Source organism: Pseudomonas yamanorum (assembly GCF_013386765.1).
Taxonomy (GTDB): Bacteria; Pseudomonadota; Gammaproteobacteria; order Pseudomonadales; family Pseudomonadaceae; genus Aquipseudomonas; species Aquipseudomonas yamanorum_A.
This window is the reverse complement of sequence record NZ_JACARE010000017.1, coordinates 209,158-233,252: the sequence shown is the minus strand read 5'-3', so window position 1 is coordinate 233,252 and position 24,095 is coordinate 209,158. Positions and strand designations below refer to the sequence as shown.

The window sequence follows — 24,095 nt, the reverse complement described above, 5'->3', positions numbered from 1 at the left end:
CATCAATTCGAAAGACGTGGCAGCACAAGATCCTTGAGATCGGTCAGCTTGCCATGAAAAAAGTGTCCGCATTCTGCCACTTTCAGAAGCTCATGGGGGCGATTCAGGGCGGCGGACCAGTCGTAGACCAGTTGCGGGTCGACCACTTCGTCGGTTTCCGGCTGGATCACGGTCAATGGGCAGCCCTGTGGCAACACGTCGTTATCCCGCAGGCGCATCACGGCCGCGGCCACCATGAACAGGTGTGCAAGTTTCTCGCCCTTGGCTTCCAGACGGCCGCCGAGGGTGGCCGCCACAAACCCGCCGAACGAAAACCCCAACAGGGTGATCGGCAGGTCGGGGTGTTTTTCACGCAGCCAGGTGGCGGCGGCTTCGGCGTCGTCGACTTCACCGGTGCCCATATCGTGCGCACCGGCGCTGGCGCCGACACCGCGATAATTGAATCGCAATGTGATCAAGCCGGCATCGCGGGCGGTGCGTTGCAGGGTCGATACGACTTTGTTGAGCATGGTGCCGCCCTGCACCGGGTTAGGGTGGCAGATCAGCGCCAGGCCACGTGGCTCGGGGTGATCCAGATACAGGGCTTCCAGTTGGCCTACCGGGCCATCGATCAAAACAGGGGTTTCACGCATCAGCAAGGAAGGAACTCCGTGACCTCTCAAGGGGTCGACTCGTCTAGCTAAAAGTCTGTGCATGGCATCATTGCGAGCTTAATCGCGGTATACAGCGCAGGTCCGAGCCGTTAACGTAAAGCAAAGCCGTTTATAGAGGAAGGACTCGTGGAACACTCGCTCTTAGTTTGGTTGTTGCCGACTCTCGCCTTGGTTGCCGGTGTCGCCATTGGATTCCTGGTTGCCCGCCTGCTGCCGAATGCCGCGCCTAACCGCACGCAGCGTCAGCTGGATGACATTCAGGAACGTTTTGACAGTTATCAGAACGAGGTTGTTACCCACTTCAACAGCACCGCGACCCTGGTGAAAAAGCTCACTCAGAGCTACCAGGAAGTACAGGATCATCTCGCCGAGGGTGCCAACCGCCTGGCCCTGGACGACATCACCCGCCAGCGTCTGCTGGCCGCGCTGCATTCCGATGCACCGCAAGCGCCACGGGAACGCCTGACCCCACCCCGGGAAAACCAGGAACCGCCACGGGACTACGCGCCAAAAACGCCAAACGCCCCGGGGATGCTCGATGAGCATTACGGCTTGAAAAAGTAATACGCTTTCAAGCGACATGAAAAAGCCCGGCTGATCGATGATCAGCCGGGCTTTTTTGTCAGCGCCAGCCGACCGCTTATCGACACTGTTATTTCTAACAGTAGGCAACCGCGCCGGGATTGGCCCTAATGAATCCGCTACCTGGGTGCTTGCAAGCACAGCACTCCGGGACGAGGACTTCATCAAAGGAACGGACACATGCAAATCATCCCGCTGAAAAACCGTCATACCTGGCCAGCCCCCACCAGCACTGATGTGAAAGACGGCACGCTGCTGACGGCCAGCCTGAAGGAGTTTTTTCATCTCACCATCGCCTTTCCCGGCCTGAAAAAAGGCGATCGCATAGACACGCAAATACTGGTCACGCATGACAGGTTTTCTCCACCACAACTGTGGAGCGGCCAAGTCATCGCTGGACAGGACAACAGTGAAACCTTCCAGACATCGAAGACCCCGTTTTCAGGTACGTTCAGTAAAGGAACAGGGGTTGTTTCCTTTACGGCGCACGGGCAGTCGTCCGTCCCCCTGGAGTTCTCAATCACCTCCTGAACGCCTACGCGGGGTTAGCGATGTGCGCCAAACCCCGCGGCCATCCCTAAACGCTTTGTTCCATCAGCTGCCCGTTCTCGATCCGCACATGCCGCCCATGGAAACGCTTGAGGCTGCTGCGATGGCCGACGCTGACGATGCTCAAGCCCGGCAACTCATCGATCAACGCCTGATACAGCGCCGCCTCGTCCTCTTCATCCATCGCCGACGTGGCTTCATCCATGTACAGCCATTGCGGTTCAAACAACAACGCGCGGGCAAAGGCCAGGCGTTGCTGCTCACCCGGTGACAACATGCGCTGCCAGTGGTTGGCTTCATCCAACCTTGGAGTCAGGTGTGCCAGGCGGCAGGTTTCCAGCACCTGTGCATAACGTTCCGCCGGGTAGGCGCCCTCCTCCTGTGGATAACTCAACACGCCGCGCAAGGTGCCGATCGGCAGGTACGGCTTCTGCGGCAGGAACAGGTAACGCTCGGCCGGCAGACGGATGTTGCCGTGGCCGTTCGGCCACAGATTGCCCATGGCCCGCAGCAAGGTTGATTTGCCGCTGCCAGAGCGGCCGCTGAGCATCAGGCGTTCGCCCTCGGCAACGCTCAGGTTGGCGCCGTCGAGCAGGTGACGACCGTCAGCCAGATCAAGGCTGAGGTTGTTCATCTGCAAATTGCCGCCCTGACGCTGCAACTCAATGCCCATGTTGCGGCCTTCGTTTTCTTCCATCGCCTCGCCAAAGCTCAGCAGACGATCGCAGGTAGCGCGCCAGCTGGCCAACACGGTGTACGCGTCGACAAACCAGCTCAGGCTGCCCTGCACGCTGCCAAACGCACTGGCCACCTGCATCAGCACACCCAGCTCTATCTGCCCGGAAAAGTAGCGCGGCGCGGCCACCACAAACGGAAAGATGATCGCAATCTGCGAGTAACCGCTGGTGAAGAAATTCAGGCGCTTCTTGAGCTGCATGATGCTCCAGAAGTTGCTCCACACCCGCCCGAAACGTGCGCTCAGCTGCTGGTGTTCATTCGGCTCGCCATTGAACAGCGCGATGCTTTCGGCGTTCTCGCGCACCCGCACCAGGCTGAAACGCAAGTCGGCCTCAAACCGTTGTTGGCGGTTGCTCAAGCCGATCAGTTTTCGACCAATCAAGTGGGTCAACCAGCTGCCGAGCACGGCATACACCAGCGCCGCCCAGAACATGTAGCCGGGAATGGTGATGCCCCACACTTCGATGCTGCCGGACACGCCCCACAAAATCACCGAGAACGACACCAGGCTCACCAGGTTACTGATAAAACCCAGGCCCAGGCTGAGGGTGCTGCTGGTGAAGGCGTTGAGGTCTTCGGAGATACGTTGGTCCGGGTTATCGGTATAGCCGCCGTATTCCAGGTGGTAGTAGTTCTTCTGGCTCAGCCACTTGGCGAAGTAGGTTTCGGTCAGCCAGCGCCGCCAGCGGATGGTGAGCATCTGCTGCAGATAGGAGGTGAACACCCCGGTGACGATCGCCACCACCGCGATCACGCTGAAATACATCAGCAAGTGGGTGAAGGCGTCGTAGTCCTTCTTCTCCAGGGCGTTATAGAAGTCGCGGTTCCAGCTGTTGAACCACACCGACACGGCCACGCTGAACAGCGACAGCCCCAGCACCACCAGCAGCAACAGCCAGGCCTTGCCCTTCTCCTCACTGCGCCAGTAAGGGGTGATCAGCGCCCAGACTTTCCTTAAAAATTGCCCACGCACCGCGTCATTGACCGCGGAATACTCAGCGTTCTGATTCATTGTTCAGGCTCGGTAGGAAATAAAGAACAGGCGTCGGACCGATGTAGGAGCGAGCTTGCTCGCGAAAAACTCAAGGGCACCGCGTGCTTTCCGGTTTCCCGCGTCATCGTTAACGACCTTCGCGAGCAAGCTCGCTCCTACAGCCGACCATCACGTGCTGGGCTGATCATAGGTGATCAGCCCAGCCTCCGTGCAGCCAGAAGCAGATTGTTCAGTCGCCGTTCAACGTCGAACCGGGCGCTTCTGCAACTTGCGCTGCAACGTCCGGCGATGCATGCCCAGGGCGCGGGCGGTGGCGGAGATATTGCCTTCGTGCTCGGTCAACACCCGCTGGATGTGTTCCCACTGCAGGCGGTCCACCGACATCGGGTTTTCCGGCACCAGGGTGTCGAGGTCGGCGTGCTCGGAGAGCAAGGCGGCCAGCACGTCGTCAGCGTCAGCAGGCTTGCACAGGTAGTTGCAGGCGCCGCGCTTGATCGCCTCGACAGCAGTGGCAATGCTGGAATAGCCGGTGAGGATCACCACGCGCATTTCCGGGTCCAGCTCCAGCAGCTTGGGCAGCAGCACCAGGCCGGAGTCGCCGTCCATTTTCAGGTCCAGGGCGGCGTATTCCGGCAGGTCGGCCGTGGCGATGGCCAAGCCTTCTTCGGCGGAACCTGCGGTACTCACGCGAAAGCCACGACGGCTCATGGCGCGGGCCATCACGCGGGTAAAGGTGGCGTCGTCATCTACCAGCAACAGGTGCGGCAGTTCTTCGCCTTCGACTTGGATCTCGTCACTCATCGATGTCTCCTCGTGCGACACGGGGCAGGCGTAGCTCGGTGAGCGTGCCGCCTTCCTCATGACTATAGAGTTTCACTGAGCCGCCCGCGCGGGTCACGCTGGCCTTGCTCAAAAACAGGCCCAGGCCGAAGCCTTTGCCCTTGGTGGTAAAGAATGGCTTGCCGATCTGCTCGGCAATCGCCAGCGGCACACCGGCGCCATGGTCGCGAATGCTGATGGTGAGGTCTTCGGCGTCCCAGTTCAGGGTCACTTCCAGCCCCTCCGGGCAGGCATCGGCGGCGTTGTTCAGCAGGTTCAGCAGCGCCTGGGTCAGGTCCGGCGGCGGCGCCATGCGCGGCACTGTGCCCTGGCCCAGCAGGTGGAAACGGTAGCTGGCTTCGGGACGCATCAGGTGCCAGCGGTTCAGGGCTTCGTCCAGCCACTGGGTGACGTCTTGCATCTCCACGGCGAGGCGACGATTGGCTTCAGCGGCACGCACCAATTGCTGCAACGTCAACTTGCACTGCTTGACCTGCTCCTGCAGCACGCTGAGGTCGTCTTGCAGGGCCGGGTCGTGATGGTCCTGGGTCATTTCCTTGAGCAGTACGCTCATGGTCGCCAGCGGCGTCCCCAGTTCATGGGCCGCGCCGGCAGCCTGGGTGGCGACGGCCAGCAGTTGCTGGTCTCGCAGGCCCTCTTCACGGCGAATGGCGCGCAGTTCTTCCTGGCGACGCAGCTCTTCCGCCATTCGTGCGGCAAAGAAGGTGATGACCGCCGCCGACAGGGCGAAGCTCAGCCACATGCCGTAGATCTGCAGGTTTTCCCGGGCGATGGGGAAGGTCTGCAACGGGTAGAACTGGGCGAGCAGCAGGGTGTACAGGGCCAGGGCGATGCCCGACAGCACCACCGAGTAACGCCATGGCAAGGTCACCGCAGCGATAGTCAGTGGCACCAGGTAATAAGAAACAAACGGGTTGGTGGAACCACCGGAGAAGTACAGCAACACACTGTGGATAAACAGGTCGCAGGCCAGTTGCAGGGCGTATTCCAACTCGGTCACCGGCCACGTGGTGCGCAGCCGGATGGCGGTAAACACGCACAAGACGGTCGAGAAGCCGAGGGTCACGGCCAACTGCAACCAAGGCAGCGGCAGCAGCTTGAACCAATAGGCAAGCCCCACCGAACCGGCCTGTGCGGCCAGCACCAGGGTGCGGATGAACGTCAGGCGCCAGAGGTTCTGGCGGGTGGCGGAAGTCAGTTTTACGGCGGCGAGCATGAGCTCTCCCGATGAGCGCTGCAGGCGGATCGCACGGAGTATAAACGAAGCGACAGCGCTGGCACGGCGTGTGTGGCTCTTTGACGCAGGGGTCAGGAACATGACCGTTCGTCGGCATTGAGTAACTTGTTGCGAATGTGTAAACCCGAAGAACTGAAACCTTGCGTCTACAGTCTTACCGAACACGAACATCTCAAGGAGCTTACATGTCACGTTTCATTCGCAGTGCAGCCACCCTCGCCCTCGGCGCCGCCACCCTCGCCAGCCTGCCTGCCATGGCCGCTGATGAACTGCATTACAACCAGATTTCCCTGCGTGCCGAAGTCAGCCAGGAAGTGGCGCGCGACCAGATGATCGTCACTCTTTACACCGAGTCGCAGAACTCCGACCCGGCCAAGCTGGCCGCCGAAATCACCACCACCATGAACAAGGCGCTGGCTCAGGCCCGTGAAGTCAAAGGCGTGACCTTGCGCCAGGGCAGCCGCAACAGCTACCCGATCTACGACAACAAGAACCAGAAAATCACCGGCTGGCGTGAACGCGCCGAGCTGCGCATGGAAAGCGCCGACTTTGCCGCGCTGTCCAAGCTCACCGGCGACATGCTCACCAACCTGAAAATGGACAGCATGGACTTCGCCATCGCCAACCCCACCCGCAAGGCCAGCGAAGATGCCTTGCTTAAAGAAGCGGTCACCGCGTTCAAGGCCCGTGCCCAACTGGCCACCGATGCGCTGGGCGGCAAGGGCTACAAGATCGTCAACCTGAACTTCAACACCAATGGTTATCCACAGCCCTACGCCCGCGGCGGGATGATGATGAAAGCCGCTGCGATGGATTCGGCGCCGACGCCGGAAGTCGAAGCCGGCACCAGCCAGGTGAGCATGAGTGCCGACGGAGTGATTGAAGTCCAGCAATAAACTTATTCAAGATAAAAGAATGGCGCGACCCTATAGGGCTCGCGCCTTTTTTTATCCAGAAGTTCCGACCAAACGGGCAATATGCACGCCGTTGAATATGGTCCACGCCTTATATCGTTGACTGCAAAATACCCAACATGTGAAAAAACCTGATACGTAAATGATATTTACTTACTTATGACTCGGAACTCTTCCTGCATATCCATCCACATAAGTGGATAGAACAATGTCGCTTCACCACGTACGCCATTTGAGGTTACACCAATGAAAGTGGTCGCTCACTCAACGGCGCAGCGCCATAAATATGCATCCCGCACCCTGCCAGGTAACATAAAATGACAACATCGACTCAGTATAATATTGTCCGTTACCCAACAGCACCAATTCCCGGATCTACCCAGGAAGAACGCACCGAGTCACAGGAACAGAAAGTCCCACAACCGTTGAGCAATAGTGAAACATATAGCCTAGAAAACAATACATCACAGACCAGCTCTGACGAGGTTGCATCTTCCACATTCGAATCCAATACCTACAAAACAACAATTTATGGATCGGGCAGCGCTTCTGCGCCTATAGCCGGGCTTTCTCTGCTGGAACGGGAACAGCTTGTTGACGCCTATGCCAACCGTGTAAAGGCGCAAATCGGAAATATAGAAAGTGGCAGCGAAGGCGAAAGAAACGTTAAGTTCCAGAATGTGCGTTTATTCATGGAGCCCTCTGGATATTTCAGTGCTGGCTTGTTGGCAGCCGGGTATGACCCGAATGAAAAAATCACGGTAACGTTCAACTCCTACGTAGGGAAATGGAAACCGGAACACCTGACCGATACCGACACACGCACCTACTTTGCATGGGAAATTGCAGCGGGTGCCCTTAAGCACGATAAGCCACCAGGAGGCGGTCTGCTCAATTTCCATCAGATGGAAATCGCGCCTAAAGATCAGAGTAAGATTAACGATCTGGAGTCACTTGGCAAGAAACTCCAAAATTACTGGGAAGACGAAATAGCCAAGCCGATGCGGGATGAGTCGGGAGAAATTACGAAGCGTTCAGGAAAAGCAGATAACTATCTAACACGGGGAACCTTGCAAAGCCTGGCCAATAACAAGGAAAGTTTTAAAAAATTAAGCACTGAAGGCCAAGAGGCGGTTAATCGTACATTGGAAAATAATGGACAAGTCATTATCCCCAACATATATGGCTTTCCACTGGCGGGGTATGCATTTATCCCTTATACCCCCTATGACGGCAATTATGATCATAGACCCAATAAGGGCCTGATGATCGATTTGAAGAACGGCGCCGTCCATGAAATCAGGGGAGATGAAGATTTTTCCAACTGGACTAAAAGCAATCGAAATGATTTGCTGCGTAGCTTCAATGCCAGCGATAGGCAAGGAGGTAAAGATGCTCATTGGCCAAAGGCGGGGGATGTGCTCGACAACTTGATCGCAGGCAATCATGCCAGCTACCCGGGATACTCCAGCCTCCTAAAAGATAAAGCAGTACCGGTGTGGGAGACATTTAACTATACCGAATCACGGGGTAGCGAATATCGGTTGAAGTACGGCAACCTCGACTCCAGTATTGCGGCAAAATACCAGGAGGTGAACGCCAAAAATGCGGTGTGGTCCGACCAGACCGAAGTGTTTGGTTCCTCGCAGCAAATCTGGAAGGACGCGAAAGAATTGTGGGGGCGCACCTTTGGTTACGTGCCCATCCTTGGCAACGCGGGCAATATTTATTTCGGCGTCCATGACTCCACTTATGGCATGACAGCCGACGATCGCATTGGCGGGTCTGCTGCCGCAGTAATATCGGGCCTGCAATTACTGCACGAACTTGCGCCCTATGCGGCAGAGTCCGGATCGGGTGATGTACCGGCGAACGTTAACGCCCTGAAGGCCAAAGATTACAGCTGGGAATACAATTCAAAGACAAATGATTTTGAGTTGGTACGAGTGCAGAAGGAGCCAACGTCCATGGCGCCACTGGCCCCCATCACCGAAACCGTGTCGAAGGATGGCAATCTGGTCACACTCACAGGGACCAAAGACAACCTGAATAAAGTCGAAGATAACCTTTACACCTTTGCCGACATGAACAAAAAAGGTACCCAACATCGACTCAACATCATTGCCCACGGCGATGGTACGCACATCTTCTACAACGGCAAAAAACACACCCCGCAAGGGCTATACAACACGCTAAAGCGTAACGGCGTCATCGTTTCACACTATGACAACATTCGAATTTTGAGTTGTTACTCAGGAAAGCTCGGCGAAAACTCTTTCGCCGCCGAATTTCAACGGCTCACCGACCGCCCTGTTAAAGGCTATACAGGAGAGATCATTGCCAGGTACTCCGCCGAAGAGATTACAGGCGACTCTAACGTTATCTATAAGAGCGGCGAAAACCCGGTGGACAACCCTGATGCCATAAACAACAACAGTATCGAAAATAAGGAATTCAAACCGGAAAAAAACAACCCTTATTCGATTTTCCAGAACCCGTTCAAGTGGTGGAAATTCAGCTACAAACCCGTCGTATTCGCACCGGGTACTAACAGCCTGTAGCCCAGGAACGCCGACCGGGCCAAGTAGACCCTTCAGTGACCCCTACCTGACAATCCTGAACGGCGGTAACCTCGGTGACCGCCGTTTTCGTTTGGGCAGCCTTCAGCTGCCATCTCAGGGGTCTCCATGGAAAGAATCGCCTTTAAACCGCTCCTCCTCGCTGCCGGCCTGCTGGCATTTATGCCGATGGCCCAGGCGGCCAGCACCCTGGTCTACTGCTCCGAAGCCAGTCCCGCCGGTTTCGATCCCAGCCAGTACACCAGCGGCACCGATTTTGATGCCTCCGCCGAAACCGTGTTCAACCGCCTGACCCAGTTCAAGCGCGGCGGCACCGAAGTCGAACCGGGCCTGGCAACCAGTTGGGATGTGTCCAAAGACGGCCTGACCTACACCTTCCACCTGCGCGATGGCGTCAAGTTCCACACCACCGACTATTTCACCCCGACCCGTGACTTCAACGCCGATGACGTGCTGTTCACCTTCCAGCGCCTGCTCGACCCCGAGAACGCGTTCCGCAAGGCCTACCCGTCGGAGTCGCCGTACTTCACCGACATGGGCTTGAACACCACCATCAAGAACGTCGAAAAACTCGACGAGCACACCGTGCGCTTCAACCTGAACAACGTCGACGCCTCTTTCGTGCAGAACCTGGCCATGAGCTTCGCCTCGGTGCAGTCCGCCGAATACGCCGCGCAGTTGCTCAAGGAAGGCAAGGCCGCCGACATCAACCAGAAGCCGGTGGGCACCGGGCCGTTTGTGTTCAAGCGTTACCAGAAGGATTCGCAGATTCGCTACAGCGCCAATAAACAGTATTGGAAGCCCGAGGATGTGAAGCTCGACAACCTGGTGTTCTCGATCACCCCGGACGCTGCGGTGCGCCTGCAAAAGCTCAAGACCGGCGAGTGCCAGGTCAGCGGTTACCCGCGCCCTTCCGACATTGAAGTGATGAAGCAGGACCCGAACCTGCGGGTGCTGCAGCAAGCCGGCTTCAATCTGGGCTTTCTCGCCTACAACGTGACCCACCCGCCCCTGGACCAGCTCAAGGTACGCCAGGCCCTGGACATGGCCATCGACAAGCCAGCAATCATCAAGGCGGTGTACCAGAGCGCCGGACAATTGGCGCAGAACGCGCTCCCTCCGGCGCAGTGGTCTTATGACCCGACGATCAAGGACGCACCCTACGACCCGGCCAAGGCTCGGGCGCTACTAAAAGAAGCAGGGGTTGCACCAGGTACCACCATCAATCTGTGGGCGATGACGGTTCAACGCGCGTCCAATCCCAATGCCCGAATGTCGGCGCAGATGATCCAGCAGGATTGGGAAAAGATCGGCATCAAGGCCAATATCGTCAGCTATGAGTGGGGCGAATACATCAAACGCGCCAAAGCCGGCGAGCATGACGTGATGATTTACGGCTGGACCGGCGACAACGGTGACCCGGATAACTGGCTCGGCGTGCTCTACAGTTGTGCTGCGGTGAAGGGCAGCAACTATGCCAAATGGTGTAATCCGGCCTACGACAAACTCGTGCAGCAGGCCAAGGTCAGCAGCGACCGCGAGCAGCGCATCAAGTGGTATCAACAGGCACAAAAAATCCTTAAAGAACAAGTACCTATAACGCCTATCGCAAACTCGACGGTTTTCCAGCCCCTTCGAAAGGAAGTGCAGGATTTCAAAATCAGTCCATTTGGGCTCACACCGTTCTATGGCGTCAGTCTGAATAAGTAACAGCCCCGCCCCAACCTAGTGCGCCAGACGCCTCGGCTGGGCATTCCTGGTGCACGCCTCGCACCGAAAAAAACCCTCAAAAGTGCGTAAATGTGTCTGAACTTACACATATGCGACATTCGTGTACGTTCGTACCACTGTTTAGCCGTTGTAGGCTCTCAACATCTTGCATTGGGTATGGGCCCTGCATAAGTATCCGCAGGTCGACTCACGAGGTCGCCCTCACTACCAAAAATGACAACAAATCATGAGGCCAACATGCTTAAACACGCAGTCATTCCGTTATTAGTCAGCGCCGGTTTAATGGCTGCTGCACCTTTCGCCCAAGCGGCGAGCAACCTGGTGTTCTGCTCCGAAGGGAGCCCGGCCGGTTTTGATCCAGGCCAGTACACCACCGGAACAGACTTCGATGCTTCGGCCGAAACCATGTTCAACCGTCTGACCCAGTTTGAGCGCGGCGGCACCGCTGTTGTTCCTGGGCTGGCCACCACCTGGGACGTTTCCCCGGATGGCCTGACGTACACCTTCCACCTTCGTGAAGGCGTCAAGTTCCACACCACCCCGTACTTCAAGCCAACTCGTGAATTTTCGGCTGACGACGTACTGTTCACCTTCAACCGGATGATCAACAAAGATGATCCGTTCCGCAAAGCCTATCCAACCGAGTTCCCGTACTTCACGGACATGGGTATGGACACCAACATCAAGAACATCGAGAAAGTCGATGCCCACACCGTCAAGTTCACCCTTGGCACCGTGGACGCCGCCTTTATCCAGAACTTGGCAATGAGCTTCGCCTCCATCCAGTCGGCTGAATACGCCGCCCAGCTGTTGAAGGAAGGCAAGGCACAGGACATCAACCAGAAGCCAATCGGTACTGGTCCGTTCGTGTTCAAGAGCTACCAGAAAGACTCCAACATCCGTTACACCGGCAACAAGGATTACTGGAAGCCTGAAGACGTGAAGATCGACAACCTGATCTTCGCCATCACCACCGACCCGTCGGTGCGTATTCAGAAGCTGAAGAAAAACGAATGCCAGGTGACCCTGTTCCCGCGTCCGGCCGACCTCAAGGCGCTGGGTGAAGACAAGGACCTGAAACTGCCGCACCAGGCCGGTTTCAACCTGGGCTACATCGCCTACAACGTAATGCCGGTCCTCAAGGGCCAGACTGCACCGAACCCACTGTCCGACCTGCGCGTGCGTGAGGCCCTGGACATGTCGGTGAACAAGCAGCAGATCATCGACTCGGTTTACCAGGGCGCAGGCCAACTGGCCGTCAACGCCATGCCGCCAACCCAGTGGTCCTACGACACCACCATCAAGGACGCCCCGTTCGACGTGACCAAGGCCAAGGCTTTGCTCAAGGAAGCCGGCGTCAAGGAAGGCACCGAGATCACCCTGTGGGCGATGCCGGTCCAGCGTCCGTACAACCCGAACGCCAAGCTGATGGCTGAGATGCTGCAGAACGACTGGAAACAGATCGGCCTGAAAGTGAACATCGTCAGCTATGAGTGGGGCGAGTACATCAAGCGCTCCAAAGGCGGCGAGAACCAGGCCATGATCATTGGCTGGAGCGGCGACAATGGTGACCCGGACAACTGGCTGAACGTGCTGTTCGGCTGCGATTCCCTGGCCGGCAACAACTTCTCCAAGTGGTGCGACAAGAAATTCGATGGCATCGTGAAAGAAGCCAAGGCGACTTCCGACGTAGCCAAACGCACCGAGCTGTACAAGCAGGCGCAACATATCCTCAAAGATGCAGTCCCGATGACACCTATCGCGCACTCGACGGTGTATCAACCCATGCGCAACAACGTGCAGGACTTCAAGATCAGCCCATTTGGCTTGAACTCCTTCTACGGCGTGAGCGTAAGCGGCAAGTAAGGGTCACTGGCGGCGACGTTTCATAAACGTCGCCGTTATTGCATCCGCCAAGACCGTAGGAAACAGACCACATCCGCACACGCTGCCGTCCTACGGCAGCTAACTGCGAATCGCGGCTCCGTTGCCTACAAGGTCTGTCAGATTCGTTGCATTTACTGCCCGGCTCCCGACCCATAACGTCGTGGCACGGCAGAAGCATCGTCTCTGATAAGGCAACTGCCGTTGTGGGATCAGTGTTGTCCCAGGGCCCAGGCCTTGGGATTGCTCACTGACGAAAACAACAAACAAGGATCGGGATTGTCATGCGCCATACCACCGTTCTATCCGCGATATTTGGCACCAGCCTGTTGGCTGTGGCCTCGATGGGCCAGGCTGCCGAGAAAAAGAGCCTGGTGTTTTGCTCCGAAGGCAGCCCGGCTGGCTTCGACACCGCGCAATACACGACGGCCACCGATAACGACGCCGCCGAGCCTATCTACAACCGCTTGGCCGAGTTTGAAAAAGGCGCGACCAATGTCGTACCGGGCCTTGCAACCCGTTGGGATATTTCCGAAGACGGCCTGACCTACACCTTCCACCTGCGCGAAGGGGTGAAATTCCACAGCAACAAGGACTTCAAGCCGACGCGTGATTTCAACGCCGACGACGTGCTGTTCACCTTCAATCGCATGCTTGACCCCGAACATCCGTTCCGCAAGGCCTACCCCACCGAGTTTCCGTACTTCAACGGGATGAGCCTGAACAAGAACATTGCGAAGGTCGAAAAAACCGACCCGCACACCGTGGTGATGACCCTGAACACGGTCGACGCCGCGTTTATCCAGAACATCGCCATGAGCTTCGCCTCGATCCTGTCGGCTGAATACGCCGACCATTTGCTCAAGGTCGGCAAGCCCAGCGACATCAACCAGAAGCCGATCGGCACCGGGCCGTTCGTGTTCCAGCGTTACCAGAAAGACTCGCAGATCCGCTACACCGGCAACAAACAGTACTGGGACCCGAGCCGCGTGAAGCTCGACCAGCTGATTTTTGCGATCAACACCGACGCGTCGGTGCGGGTACAAAAGCTCAAGGCCGGCGAATGCCAGATCACCCTGCACCCGCGCCCGGCCGACGTCGAAGCCCTGAAGGCCGACCCGAAGCTGCAACTGCTGACCAAACCCGGCTTCAACCTCGGCTACATCGCCTATAACGTGCGGCACAAGCCCTTCGACCAGCTCGAAGTGCGCCAGGCCCTGGACATGGCGGTGAACAAGCAGAGCATTCTCAACGCCGTGTACCAGGGCGCGGGGCAACTGGCGGTCAACGCCATGCCGCCGACCCAGTGGTCTTACGACGACACCATCAAGGACGCCGCCTACAACCCGGAAAAAGCCAAGGAATTGCTCAAGGCTGCCGGCGTGAAGGAAGGCACCGAGATCACCCTGTGGGCGATGCCGGTGCAACGGCCGTACAACCCCAACGCCAAGCTGATGGCCGAAATGCTGCAAAGCGATTGGGCGAAGATTGGCCTCAAGGTCAAGATCGTCAGCTATGAATGGGGCGAGTACATCAAGCGCACCAAAAATGGCGAGCACGACATCAGCCTGATCGGCTGGACCGGCGACAACGGTGACCCGGACAACTGGCTGGGCACCCTCTACAGCTGCGACGCCATCGGCGGGAACAACTACTCCATGTGGTGTGACCCGGCGTACGACAAGCTGATCAAGCAAGCCAAGGTCGTGACCGACCGCGAACAAAGGACTGTTCTGTACAAACAGGCGCAGCAACTGCTTAAAGCACAGGTGCCGATCACGCCAGTCGCCCACTCGACGGTCAACCAGCCGTTAAGCGCCAAAGTCGAAGGCTTCAAAGTGAGCCCCTTCGGCCGCAACGTGTTCTCGGGCGTCAGTCTCAACCCATAAAAAGATAACCGGATTGCGCAGGGTGAGCATTCACCTTGCTGCAAACGTGCAGCCTTATTTCGGGTTTTACCCAAGGGCAAACGTTTGCAAAGGCTTGAAAGAGTTACACACCCAATAGCCGGTTCACCTAAAAAGACCGGCATTAAAAAGAGAACCAAAGGAGCTTCACCCATGAAACTGAGCAGCACCGCGCTACTGGCCCTGGCCATCAGCAGCATCACGGCTACCGCCTACGCTGAACCTGCAAGCCAGGACTTCGTTCCAACCACACTGGCCGGCACCAGCGCCCAAAGCGAGGCCAAAGGCTTTATCGATGGATTCAGCCTGGGCGGCACTACCCGCAACTGGTTCTCCAGCGAGAATAAATTCCGTGGTCAGCGTTTCTCGTACGAGAAGCACAACGTGACACAAACCGACGCCAACCGTACCAACTGGGTACAGGGCACCATCCTCAACGGCACCTCGGGCTTCACCCAAGGCACCGTGGGCGTGAGCACTGAAGTGGCGGTCTACAACGCTCTGGTCCTGGACCGCAGCAAGCGCGACATCAAGGGTGGCTCCAACCGTACCCTGGCCGACTCCGACGGCGATGCTGTAGGCCAGTGGAGCAAACTGGGCCTGGCCAACGTCAAGTTCCGTGTTTCTAACACCACCTTGACCGCCGGTCGCCAGAACTTCAGCAGCGGCATCGTCGACACCATCGGCAACCGTGCACTGCCTTCGAGCTTTGAAGGTGTGAGCTTCAACAGTGAAGAGTTCAGCAACCTGTCGTTCCAGGGCGGCGTGTTTGACCGCGTTTCGCCACGGACCGAGCAGAGCCTGTCGAAATTCCGTTCCGAATACGGCAATGGCCAGGAAACCGACAAGGTCAAGACCCTGGGCGTTAACTACCAGCCGTTCAAGAGCCTGAAAACCAGCCTGTTCGCCGCCAACGTAGAAGACTTCTGGAACCAGTACTACTTCGGCGCTACCCACGAGTTGGGCGACAGCCAGACCCTGTCCCTGACCACCGGCCTGAACTACTACAAAACTACCGATACCGGTAAAAAGCTGATGGGGAATATCGACAACGATACCTACTCCCTGTCCCTGGGCCTGACTCACCAAGCCCACAGCCTGACCTTCTCCTACCAGGCCATCAACGGTAACGAGTACTTCGACTACCTGCACGAAACCAACGGCATCTACCTGGCCAACTCCTTGACCTCCGACTTTAACGGACCGAACGAGAAATCCTTCCAGATCGCCTACGGCATCAACATGGCCGAATACGGCGTGCCAGGCCTGAAATTCAACGTCTACTCGGCGCGCGGCTGGGGCATCGACGGTACTCACTACACCGGCACTGCCTACGGCGAATCCGGCGTGGCGCGTAGCGACCTGCGTCTGATGGACGGCGAGACCCACCAGGAATACGGCGTGGGCGCGGCTTACGCGATCCAGAGCGGCTCGCTCAAGGCCACCACCATCCGTGGTACCTACGTGACTCACCGTGCCAGCGCCAACCAGGCTGACGGCAACATCCGTGAGTTCCGCCTGGTCACCACCATTCCGTTCAACATTCTTTAATCAGCGCCAGGTAGGCGGCGGGCTCAGGACGAGCCTGCCGCCTACGCTTGTCTGGTCCAATCGATTGCAGAGGGCTCTTAGATGAAAATGCTCCCGTTACAAGCTGCCATTGCCGCTGCGCTGTTGAGCGTCGCCGTCGGCATCTCGGCCAAACCGTTGGTCGTCTGCACCGAAGCCAGCCCGGAAGGCTTCGATCCGGTCCTGTACACCACGGCCGTCACCGCTGACGCCGCGGCCGAAACCATGTTCAACCGCCTGGTGGACTTCAAGCCCGGCACCACCGAAGTGATCCCGGCGCTCGCCAAGGACCTGCCGGAAATCAGCGCCGATGGCCTGACCTACACCTTTCACCTGCGTGACGACATCAAGTTCCACACCACCGACTACTTTAAACCCACGCGCAACATGAACGCCGACGACGTGCTTTGGAGCTTCCAGCGCCAGCTGGACCCGAAACACCCGTGGCACAACAAGTCCAACGTGGGCTACCCGTACTTTGAAAGCATGGGCTTCAAGGAACTGCTCAAGAGCGTAGAGAAGACCGATGACCACACCGTGGTCTTCACCCTGACCCGCCCTGAAGCACCGTTCCTGGCCGACCTGGCCATGGCGTTTTCCTCGATCCACTCCGCCGAATACGCCGACCAGTTGCTCAAGTCCGGCAAGACCGATGACCTGAACGCCAAGCCAATCGGCACCGGCCCGTTCATCTTCACCCGCTACGCCAAAGACGCCCAAGTGCGCTTCAAGGCCAACCCGGACTACTTCCGTGGCAAGCCGCCGGCCGATCCGCTGATCCTGGCCATCACCACCGACAACAACGTGCGCCTGCAAAAGCTCAAGGCCAACGAATGCCAGATCGCGCTGTATCCGAAACCGGATGACGTGCCGAGCATGAAGGCCGACCCGAACCTGAAGGTGGCGGAACTGGCCGCGATGACCACCGCCTACACCGCCCTGAACACCACCCACAAGTACATGAGCGACGCGCGGGTGCGTCACGCGATCAACATCGCGTTCGACAAGAAAGGCTACAACGAGTCCCTGTACGGCAAAGGCAACGCGGTCGACGCCACCGGCCCGTACCCGCCAACGCTGCTGGGTTTCAGCGACAAGCTGAAGAACCCGCCCCGTGACCTGGACAAGGCCCGCGCACTGCTCAAGGAAGCCGGTGTACCGGAAGGCACTGAATTCACCCTGTTCACCCGCAACGGCGGCGGCCCGACCAACCCCAACCCGATGCTCGGCGCCCAGCGCATGCAGGCGGACCTGGCGCAAATCGGCCTGAAAGTGAACATCAGGGTCATGGAATGGGGCGAAATGCTCAAGCGCGCCAAAAATGGCGAACATGACATGGTCTCCGCCGGCTGGGCCGGGGATAACGGGGACCCGGATAACTTCCTCACGCCGAACTTGAGTTGCGATGCAGCGAAAAACGGCGAAAACTACGCCCGCTGGTGTAACAAAGAGTTTCAAGACTTGATCGACAAGGCGCGCGCCATCGCTGAACCCACCCAGCGCGCTGCACTCTATGAACAAGCAATGGACGTTTTCGACAAGGACCAACCATGGATTCCCATGGCTTACCCGAAAATGTTCACCGCCATGCGTAAAAACGTCGAGGGTTATACCCAAAGCCCTCTGACCACAAATAACTTCGCCACCACCCAGGTGAAGTAGATAAGAGACGCTCGGCACCGTCGACATTGACGGTGCCGAACCTGCCTAACCGGCTGATTGAGGTACACAACAAGATGTTTAGTTTTATTGCCCGCCGATTGGGGTTATTGATCCCCACGTTTTTCGGCATCACCTTGCTGACTTTCGCGTTGATTCGCATGATCCCTGGCGACCCCGTCGAAGTCATGATGGGCGAACGACGAGTCGACCCCGAGATGCACGCTCAGGCAATGGAACGCCTTGGTCTGAACAAACCGCTCTACGCCCAATACCTGGATTATGTCGGCAAGCTCGCCCAGGGCGACCTCGGCGAATCCCTGCGCACCCGTACCAGCGTGTGGACTGAATTCACCGCACTCTTCCCCGCGACCCTGGAACTGTCCATGGCCGCCCTGTTGTTCGCCGGCATCCTGGGGCTGTTAGCCGGGGTGATCGCGGCCTTGAAGCGAGGATCCCTGTTCGACCATGGGGTGATGGGCATCTCCCTGGCGGGATATTCGATGCCGATCTTCTGGTGGGGCCTGATCCTGATCATGTTCTTCTCCGTGAGCCTGGGCTGGACACCTGTGTCCGGGCGGATCGACCTGCTCTACGACATCGAGCCGCGCACCGGCTTCATGCTGATCGACACTCTGCTGGCTGGCGAAACGGATGCTTTCTGGGACGCCCTGCACCACCTGATCCTGCCGGCCATCGTGCTCGGCACCATCCCGCTGGCCGTTATCGCGCGGATGACCCGTTCGTCGATGCTCGAAGTGCTGCGCGAAGACTACATTCGCACCGCCAAGGCCAAAGGCCTGTCGCCGGCGCGCGTGGTGTTCGTCCACGGCCTGCGTAACGCGTTGATCCCGGTACTCACCGTGGTGGGCCTGCAAGTCGGCACACTGCTGGCCGGTGCGGTCCTGACCGAAACCATCTTCTCGTGGCCCGGCATCGGCAAATGGCTGATTGAAGCCATTGGCGCACGGGATTATCCCGTGGTGCAAAACGGCATCCTGTTAATCGCCTGCCTGGTGATTCTGGTGAACTTCGTGGTGGATATCCTCTACGGCTTCGCCAACCCACGCATCCGTCACCAGCGCTGAGATCATGACCATGACCACACCTACTCCCGCGGTAGCAGTCGATCAAAGCCTGCTGTATCCGTCCCCGTACAAAGAATTCTGGCAAGCCTTTTCCAAGAACAAGGGCGCCGTTGCCGGCCTGTTGTTCATGTTGCTGGTGGTGTTTTGCGCGCTGTTCGCCCCTTGGGTGGCACCGCATAACCCGAGCGAGCAATACCGTGACTTCCTGCTGACCCCTCCGGCCTGGCTGGAAGGCGGGCAGATCCAGTTCCTGCTGGGCACCGATGAACTGGGTCGTGACCTGCTGTCGCGCCTGATCCAGGGTTCGCGCCTGTCGTTGCTGATCGGCTTGTCGTCGGTAGTGATGTCGCTGATCCCGGGGATCCTGCTGGGCCTGTTCGCCGGCTTCTTCCCGCGCCTGCTCGGCCCGACCATCATGCGCTTGATGGACATCATGCTGGCCCTGCCGTCGCTGCTGCTGGCCGTAGCCATTGTCGCGATCCTCGGCCCTGGCCTGATCAACACCGTGATCGCGATTGCGATCGTATCGCTGCCGTCCTATGTCCGTCTGACCCGCGCCGCGGTGATGGGCGAACTGAACCGTGACTACGTGACCGCCGCCCGCCTCGCCGGCGCCGGCCTGCCGCGCCTGATGTTCGTCACCGTGCTGCCTAACTGCATGGCGCCGCTGATCGTTCAGGCCACCTTGAGTTTCTCCTCGGCGATTCTCGATGCCGCTGCCCTTGGCTTCCTGGGCCTTGGCGTACAACCGCCAACGCCTGAGTGGGGCACCATGCTGGCCTCGGCCCGCGACTACATCGAACGCGCCTGGTGGGTCGTGAGCCTGCCTGGCTTGACCATTTTGCTCAGCGTGCTGGCAATCAACCTGATGGGCGACGGCCTGCGCGATGCGCTGGACCCGAAACTCAAGAACGCCGCCTGAGGAGATTCCCATGTCACTGCTAGAAATCAAGAATCTCAATGTCCGCTTCGGCGACAAGACCGCCGTACCGGTGGTCGATGGCCTCGACATCTCCGTCGACAAAGGCGAAGTATTGGCGATCGTGGGCGAGTCGGGTTCGGGTAAATCCGTGACCATGATGGCGCTGATGGGCCTGATCGAGCACCCCGGCATCGTCACCGCCGACGCCCTGAACTTCGACGGCAAGGACATGCTCAAGCTGAGCAACCGTCAGCGTCGGCAGATCGTCGGCAAAGACCTGGCGATGGTGTTCCAGGACCCGATGACCGCGCTGAACCCAAGCTACACCGTGGGTTTCCAGATCGAAGAAGTGCTGCGCCTGCATCTGAAAATGTCCGGCAAGCAAGCGCGCAAGCGTGCCATCGAACTGCTCGAAAAGGTGGAAATCCCGGGCGCAGCCAGCCGAATGGATGCCTACCCGCACCAACTGTCCGGTGGTATGAGCCAGCGTGTGGCTATCGCCATGGCAATCGCCGGCGAGCCAAAACTGCTGATCGCCGATGAACCGACCACAGCCCTCGACGTGACCATCCAGGCCCAGATCATGGAGCTGCTGCTGGCCTTGCAGAAAGAGCAGAACATGGGCCTGGTGCTGATCACTCACGACCTCGCAGTGGTGGCCGAAACCGCCCAGCGCGTGTGCGTGATGTACGCCGGCCAGGCCGTGGAAGTCGGCCAGGTGCCACAGTTGTTCGACATCCCGGCGCACCCGTACAGCGAAGCGCTGCTCAAGGCGATTCCCGAGCACAGCCTGGGTGCCACGCGCCTGGCCACGCTGCCGGGCATCGTGCCTGGCCGTTATGACCGCCCGCAGGGTTGCCTGCTGTCACCGCGCTGCCCGTATGTGCAGGAGTCCTGCCGCGCCCAACGCCCGGGCCTTGACCCGAAAAGCAACAGCCTCGCCCGCTGCTTCTACCCGCTGAATCAGGAGGTGGCGTAATGGCCGTCGTACTTACCGCCCGCGACCTGACCCGTCACTACGAAGTGTCCCGTGGCCTGTTCAAGGGCCACGCCCTGGTGCGTGCCCTCAACGGCGTGTCGTTCGAACTGGAAGCCGGCAAGACCCTCGCGGTCGTGGGCGAATCCGGTTGCGGCAAATCCACCCTGGCCCGCGCCCTGACGCTGATTGAAGAACCGTCTTCAGGCTCGCTGAAAATCGCAGGGCAAGAAGTCACCGGTGCCGACAAGGCCCAGCGCAAGCAATTGCGCAAAGACGTGCAGATGGTGTTCCAGAGCCCGTACGCCTCGCTGAACCCGCGCCAGAAGGTCGGTGACCAACTGGGCGAACCGCTGCTGATCAACACCAACCTGTCCGCCGCCGAGCGTCGGGAAAAGGTCCAGGCGATGATGAAGCAGGTGGGCCTGCGCCCCGAGCATTATCAGCGCTACCCGCACATGTTCTCCGGTGGCCAGCGCCAGCGGATCGCACTGGCCCGGGCAATGATGCTGCAACCCAAGGTGCTGGTGGCGGATGAACCGACCTCGGCGCTGGACGTGTCGATCCAGGCCCAGGTGCTGAACCTGTTCATGGACCTGCAGCAGGAATTCAACACCGCCTACGTGTTCATCTCCCACAACCTGGCGGTGGTGCAACACGTTGCCGATGACGTGATGGTGATGTACCTCGGCCGCCCGGTTGAAGTGGGCCCGAAGGAAGACATCTACGCGCGCCCGCTGCATCCCTACACCCAGGCGCTGCTGTCGGCGACCCCGACCATTCATCCGGACCCGAACAAACCGAAGATCAAAATCGTCGGCGAGTTGCCCAACCCGTTGAACCCGCCGTCCGGCTGCGCATTCCACAAGCGCTGCCCGTACGCGACCCAGCTGTGCAGCACCGATGAACCGGTGCTGCGACCACTCGACAACCGCCAGGTGGCTTGCCACTACGCGGAGCAATTTGTGGTCTGACCTGCAAAAAAAATGCTCTGGAGGGTGAGTCCAGAGCATTCCAGTGTTCTACAGCCCTGCTTGTCGGATAGCGCATCTGTCCGGTAAGCGGGGCTTTCTTTTGCCTGCGTTACTTACGTATCGCTGTCGCCATCGTTGTAGGTGTCGCTGTCTTCGCCGTCATTGTCCGGGTTTTCGGCGTCGTCATCGTCCTTGGAACCGCCCTGGTTCTCGTCACCGGGCTCGGATTCGCTCTTGGCCAGCTGCAAGCCACCCGCCTGTACCGTCTTCGCCGCCACAAACCCTGTGCCATGGCTTTGCACGGCCGTATTGGCCCACGCGGCAGACATGCCCAGTGACATCATCACCAGCACTTTGAGCAACAGCACCACACGTTGAAAGATACTCATGGTCGAATTCCGCCCAGTCAGGAGTTGAATTGCGTACGACGGCTGTGCGCCGTCGCCTTGCTTCAAGCTAGTCCCGAACTGAAGTTTTCGCCAATGAAACAACCCGGATAGCAGCCAAAGAAAAAGGCGAAGCCATCACAGCTTCGCCCTCTCTTATATCGCCAACCCTTAGTGATGCTCGCGGGTCGCGCGGAACTTCACATCCGGCCAGCGCTCTTCCATCAGCGCCAGGTTGACCCGGGTCGGGGCCAGGTAGGTCAGGTGACCACCGCCGTCGATCGCGAGGTTTTCCACCGCCTTGATCTTGAACTCTTCCAGCTTCTTCTTATCGCTGCAGTCGATCCAGCGCGCGGAGTACACGGTGATCGGCTCGTAGGAGCATTCGACCTTGTATTCCTCTTTAAGGCGACTGGCCACCACATCGAACTGCAGCACACCGACGGCGCCGAGGATGATGTCGTTGCTGCGTTCCGGGAAGAACACCTGGGTGGCGCCCTCTTCCGCCAACTGCTGCAAACCCTGGCGCAGTTGCTTGGATTTCAGCGGGTCACGCAGGCGTACGCGGCGGAACAGTTCCGGCGCGAAGTGCGGGATACCGGTGAAGCCCAGCACTTCGCCTTCGGTGAAGGTGTCACCGATCTGGATGGTGCCGTGGTTGTGCAAGCCGATGATGTCGCCGGCAAACGCCTCTTCCAGTTGCTCACGCTCGGAGGAGAAGAAGGTCAGGGCGTCGCCGATGCGCACGTCCTTGCCGGTGCGCACGTGGCGCATCTTCATGCCTTTTTCGTATTTGCCGGAGCAGATGCGCATGAAGGCGATGCGGTCGCGGTGCTTGGGGTCCATGTTCGCCTGGATCTTGAACACGAAGCCGGCAAACTTCTCTTCCACCGGCTCCACGGTACGCTCGTTGGCAACCCGGGCCAGCGGCTTGGGTGCCCAATTGACCACGGCGTCCAGCACGTGATCGACACCGAAGTTGCCCAGGGCGGTACCGAAGAACACCGGCGTCAGCTGGCCGTCGAGGAATTCCTGCTGGTTGAACTCGTGGCAGGCGCCCTGCACCAGTTCCAACTGGTCGACAAACCGGTCGTACTCGTCACCCAAGTGGGCGCGGGCTTCATCGGAGTCGAGCTTCTCGATGATTTTCACATCGGTACGTTCGTGGCCGTGGCCGGCGGTGTACACGATGATGTAGTCGTCGGCCAGGTGGTACACGCCCTTGAAGTCGCGGTAGCAACCAATCGGCCAAGTGATCGGCGCGGCCTTGATCTTCAGGACGGCTTCGATTTCGTCCAGCAGTTCGATCGGGTCGCGGATGTCACGGTCGAGTTTGTTGATAAAGCTGACAATCGGCGTGTCCCGCAGACGGCAGACGTCCATCAGCGCGATGGTGCGGGGCTCAACGCCTTTACCGCCGTCGAGGACCATCAGGGCCGAGTCCACCGCGGTCAGGGTGCGGTAGGTGTCTTCGGAGAAGTCTTCGTGGCCCGGGGTGTCGAGCAGGTTGATCATGTGATCGCGATACGGGAACTGCATGACCGACGTGGTGATGGAGATACCACGCTGCTTTTCCATTTCCATCCAGTCAGAGGTGGCATGGCGGTCGGATTTACGGGATTTCACCGTGCCGGCCACCGCGATCGCCTTGCCCATCAGCAACAGCTTCTCGGTGATGGTGGTTTTACCGGCATCGGGGTGGGAAATAATGGCGAAAGTGCGGCGTTTCGCGACTTCGGCGGCCTGGTGGGTCATGGGAAATCGCCTGGCAGGTGAGTCAAAAAAGGGCGGCGAGTATAGCGCAAACCCAAGGTGACGGACCACCGTTCACCCCATTGGGGGTGGCTAATTGCTGCCAAGTATGGAACCTTTTAAAAGGTAGAGACGTCCACTCCCCTGCTACCGCACTCGTA

The 24,095-nt window shown here is 58.6% G+C and carries 19 protein-coding genes and 1 pseudogene; 13 read left to right on the top strand and 7 right to left on the bottom strand.

All coding sequences use genetic code 11. The annotated features are described in order from the left end of the window. Positions 1 to 2 precede the first annotated feature (2 nt). The gene (locus tag HX875_RS12530; RefSeq protein WP_177043422.1) at positions 3 to 632 is read right to left on the bottom strand and encodes an alpha/beta hydrolase; all 630 of its coding nucleotides are present in this window, start codon (positions 630 to 632) and stop codon (positions 3 to 5) included. Positions 633 to 779: 147 nt separating this feature from the next. Between HX875_RS12530 and HX875_RS12525 the strand changes: the two genes are divergently transcribed. Beyond that, positions 780 to 1,217: a YhcB family protein gene (locus tag HX875_RS12525; RefSeq protein ID WP_010170781.1), complete on the top strand. Its 438-nt coding sequence runs from the start codon at positions 780 to 782 to the stop codon at positions 1,215 to 1,217. Positions 1,218 to 1,415: 198 nt separating this feature from the next. After that, positions 1,416 to 1,766, top strand: a complete 351-nt coding sequence (locus HX875_RS12520; protein WP_177043421.1) for a hypothetical protein — start codon at positions 1,416 to 1,418, stop codon at positions 1,764 to 1,766. A gap of 46 nt (positions 1,767 to 1,812) precedes the next feature. On the opposite strand, the gene HX875_RS12515 is transcribed toward HX875_RS12520, so the two are convergent. The 4 genes and pseudogenes from HX875_RS12515 to HX875_RS12505 form a co-directional block, all read right to left on the bottom strand. After that, positions 1,813 to 3,534, bottom strand: coding sequence for an ABC transporter ATP-binding protein/permease (locus HX875_RS12515; RefSeq protein ID WP_177043420.1), 1,722 nt, complete (start codon positions 3,532 to 3,534; stop codon positions 1,813 to 1,815). A gap of 42 nt (positions 3,535 to 3,576) precedes the next feature. Further along, positions 3,577 to 3,663: pseudogene (locus HX875_RS33125) on the bottom strand (outer membrane lipoprotein carrier protein LolA); the annotation flags it as partial. 93 nt (positions 3,664 to 3,756) lie between these two features. Next, complete coding sequence (locus tag HX875_RS12510) at positions 3,757 to 4,317, bottom strand: response regulator transcription factor (protein WP_003216016.1); 561 nt, start codon at positions 4,315 to 4,317, stop codon at positions 3,757 to 3,759. Further along, positions 4,310 to 5,572 (bottom strand): ATP-binding protein, encoded by a 1,263-nt coding sequence (locus HX875_RS12505; protein WP_177043419.1) that lies wholly within the window; start codon positions 5,570 to 5,572, stop codon positions 4,310 to 4,312. Before HX875_RS12505 ends, HX875_RS12510 begins: the two co-directional genes overlap by 8 nt. 206 nt (positions 5,573 to 5,778) lie before the next feature. Between HX875_RS12505 and HX875_RS12500 the strand changes: the two genes are divergently transcribed. The 11 genes from HX875_RS12500 (at position 5,779) to HX875_RS12450 (ending at position 21,796) form a co-directional block, all read left to right on the top strand. Further along, the gene (locus HX875_RS12500; protein ID WP_177043418.1) at positions 5,779 to 6,489 is read left to right on the top strand and encodes an SIMPL domain-containing protein; all 711 of its coding nucleotides are present in this window, start codon (positions 5,779 to 5,781) and stop codon (positions 6,487 to 6,489) included. Positions 6,490 to 6,824: 335 nt separating this feature from the next. After that, on the top strand, positions 6,825 to 9,068 hold the full coding sequence (locus HX875_RS12495) for a hypothetical protein (RefSeq protein WP_256348094.1): 2,244 nt from the start codon (positions 6,825 to 6,827) through the stop codon (positions 9,066 to 9,068). 126 nt (positions 9,069 to 9,194) lie between these two features. Continuing rightward, positions 9,195 to 10,796 carry an ABC transporter substrate-binding protein gene (locus HX875_RS12490; RefSeq protein WP_177043417.1) on the top strand — a complete coding sequence of 534 codons (1,602 nt, stop codon included), beginning with the start codon at positions 9,195 to 9,197 and terminating at the stop codon, positions 10,794 to 10,796. A gap of 258 nt (positions 10,797 to 11,054) precedes the next feature. Further along, positions 11,055 to 12,683 carry an ABC transporter substrate-binding protein gene (locus HX875_RS12485; protein WP_010175075.1) on the top strand — a complete coding sequence of 543 codons (1,629 nt, stop codon included), beginning with the start codon at positions 11,055 to 11,057 and terminating at the stop codon, positions 12,681 to 12,683. 362 nt (positions 12,684 to 13,045) lie between these two features. Beyond that, positions 13,046 to 14,590 carry an ABC transporter substrate-binding protein gene (locus HX875_RS12480; protein WP_371318569.1) on the top strand — a complete coding sequence of 515 codons (1,545 nt, stop codon included), beginning with the start codon at positions 13,046 to 13,048 and terminating at the stop codon, positions 14,588 to 14,590. Positions 14,591 to 14,761: 171 nt separating this feature from the next. Next, positions 14,762 to 16,159, top strand: a complete 1,398-nt coding sequence (locus HX875_RS12475; protein ID WP_177043415.1) for an OprD family outer membrane porin — start codon at positions 14,762 to 14,764, stop codon at positions 16,157 to 16,159. A gap of 81 nt (positions 16,160 to 16,240) precedes the next feature. Then, complete coding sequence (locus HX875_RS12470) at positions 16,241 to 17,839, top strand: ABC transporter substrate-binding protein (RefSeq protein WP_177043414.1); 1,599 nt, start codon at positions 16,241 to 16,243, stop codon at positions 17,837 to 17,839. Positions 17,840 to 17,913: 74 nt separating this feature from the next. Next, a complete protein-coding gene (locus tag HX875_RS12465; protein WP_177043413.1) occupies positions 17,914 to 18,924 on the top strand; it encodes an ABC transporter permease subunit in 1,011 nt (336 codons plus the stop codon). Positions 18,925 to 18,934: 10 nt separating this feature from the next. Next, on the top strand, positions 18,935 to 19,846 hold the full coding sequence (locus HX875_RS12460; protein WP_003215991.1) for an ABC transporter permease subunit: 912 nt from the start codon (positions 18,935 to 18,937) through the stop codon (positions 19,844 to 19,846). A 10-nt stretch (positions 19,847 to 19,856) separates the two neighbouring features. Continuing rightward, entirely contained in the window at positions 19,857 to 20,825 is a 969-nt protein-coding gene (locus tag HX875_RS12455) for an ABC transporter ATP-binding protein (protein ID WP_017138287.1), read from the top strand. Then, a complete protein-coding gene (locus HX875_RS12450) occupies positions 20,825 to 21,796 on the top strand; it encodes a peptide ABC transporter ATP-binding protein (RefSeq protein WP_177043412.1) in 972 nt (323 codons plus the stop codon). Before HX875_RS12455 ends, HX875_RS12450 begins: the two co-directional genes overlap by 1 nt. A gap of 113 nt (positions 21,797 to 21,909) precedes the next feature. Here the strand turns inward: HX875_RS12450 and HX875_RS12445 are convergent, their stop codons facing one another. Together HX875_RS12445 and HX875_RS12440 are read right to left on the bottom strand one after the other, a co-directional pair. Then, positions 21,910 to 22,185 carry a hypothetical protein gene (locus tag HX875_RS12445; protein WP_003215984.1) on the bottom strand — a complete coding sequence of 92 codons (276 nt, stop codon included), beginning with the start codon at positions 22,183 to 22,185 and terminating at the stop codon, positions 21,910 to 21,912. Positions 22,186 to 22,353: 168 nt separating this feature from the next. Continuing rightward, positions 22,354 to 23,937 carry a peptide chain release factor 3 gene (locus HX875_RS12440; RefSeq protein WP_010175060.1) on the bottom strand — a complete coding sequence of 528 codons (1,584 nt, stop codon included), beginning with the start codon at positions 23,935 to 23,937 and terminating at the stop codon, positions 22,354 to 22,356. Positions 23,938 to 24,095: the final 158 nt, after the last annotated feature.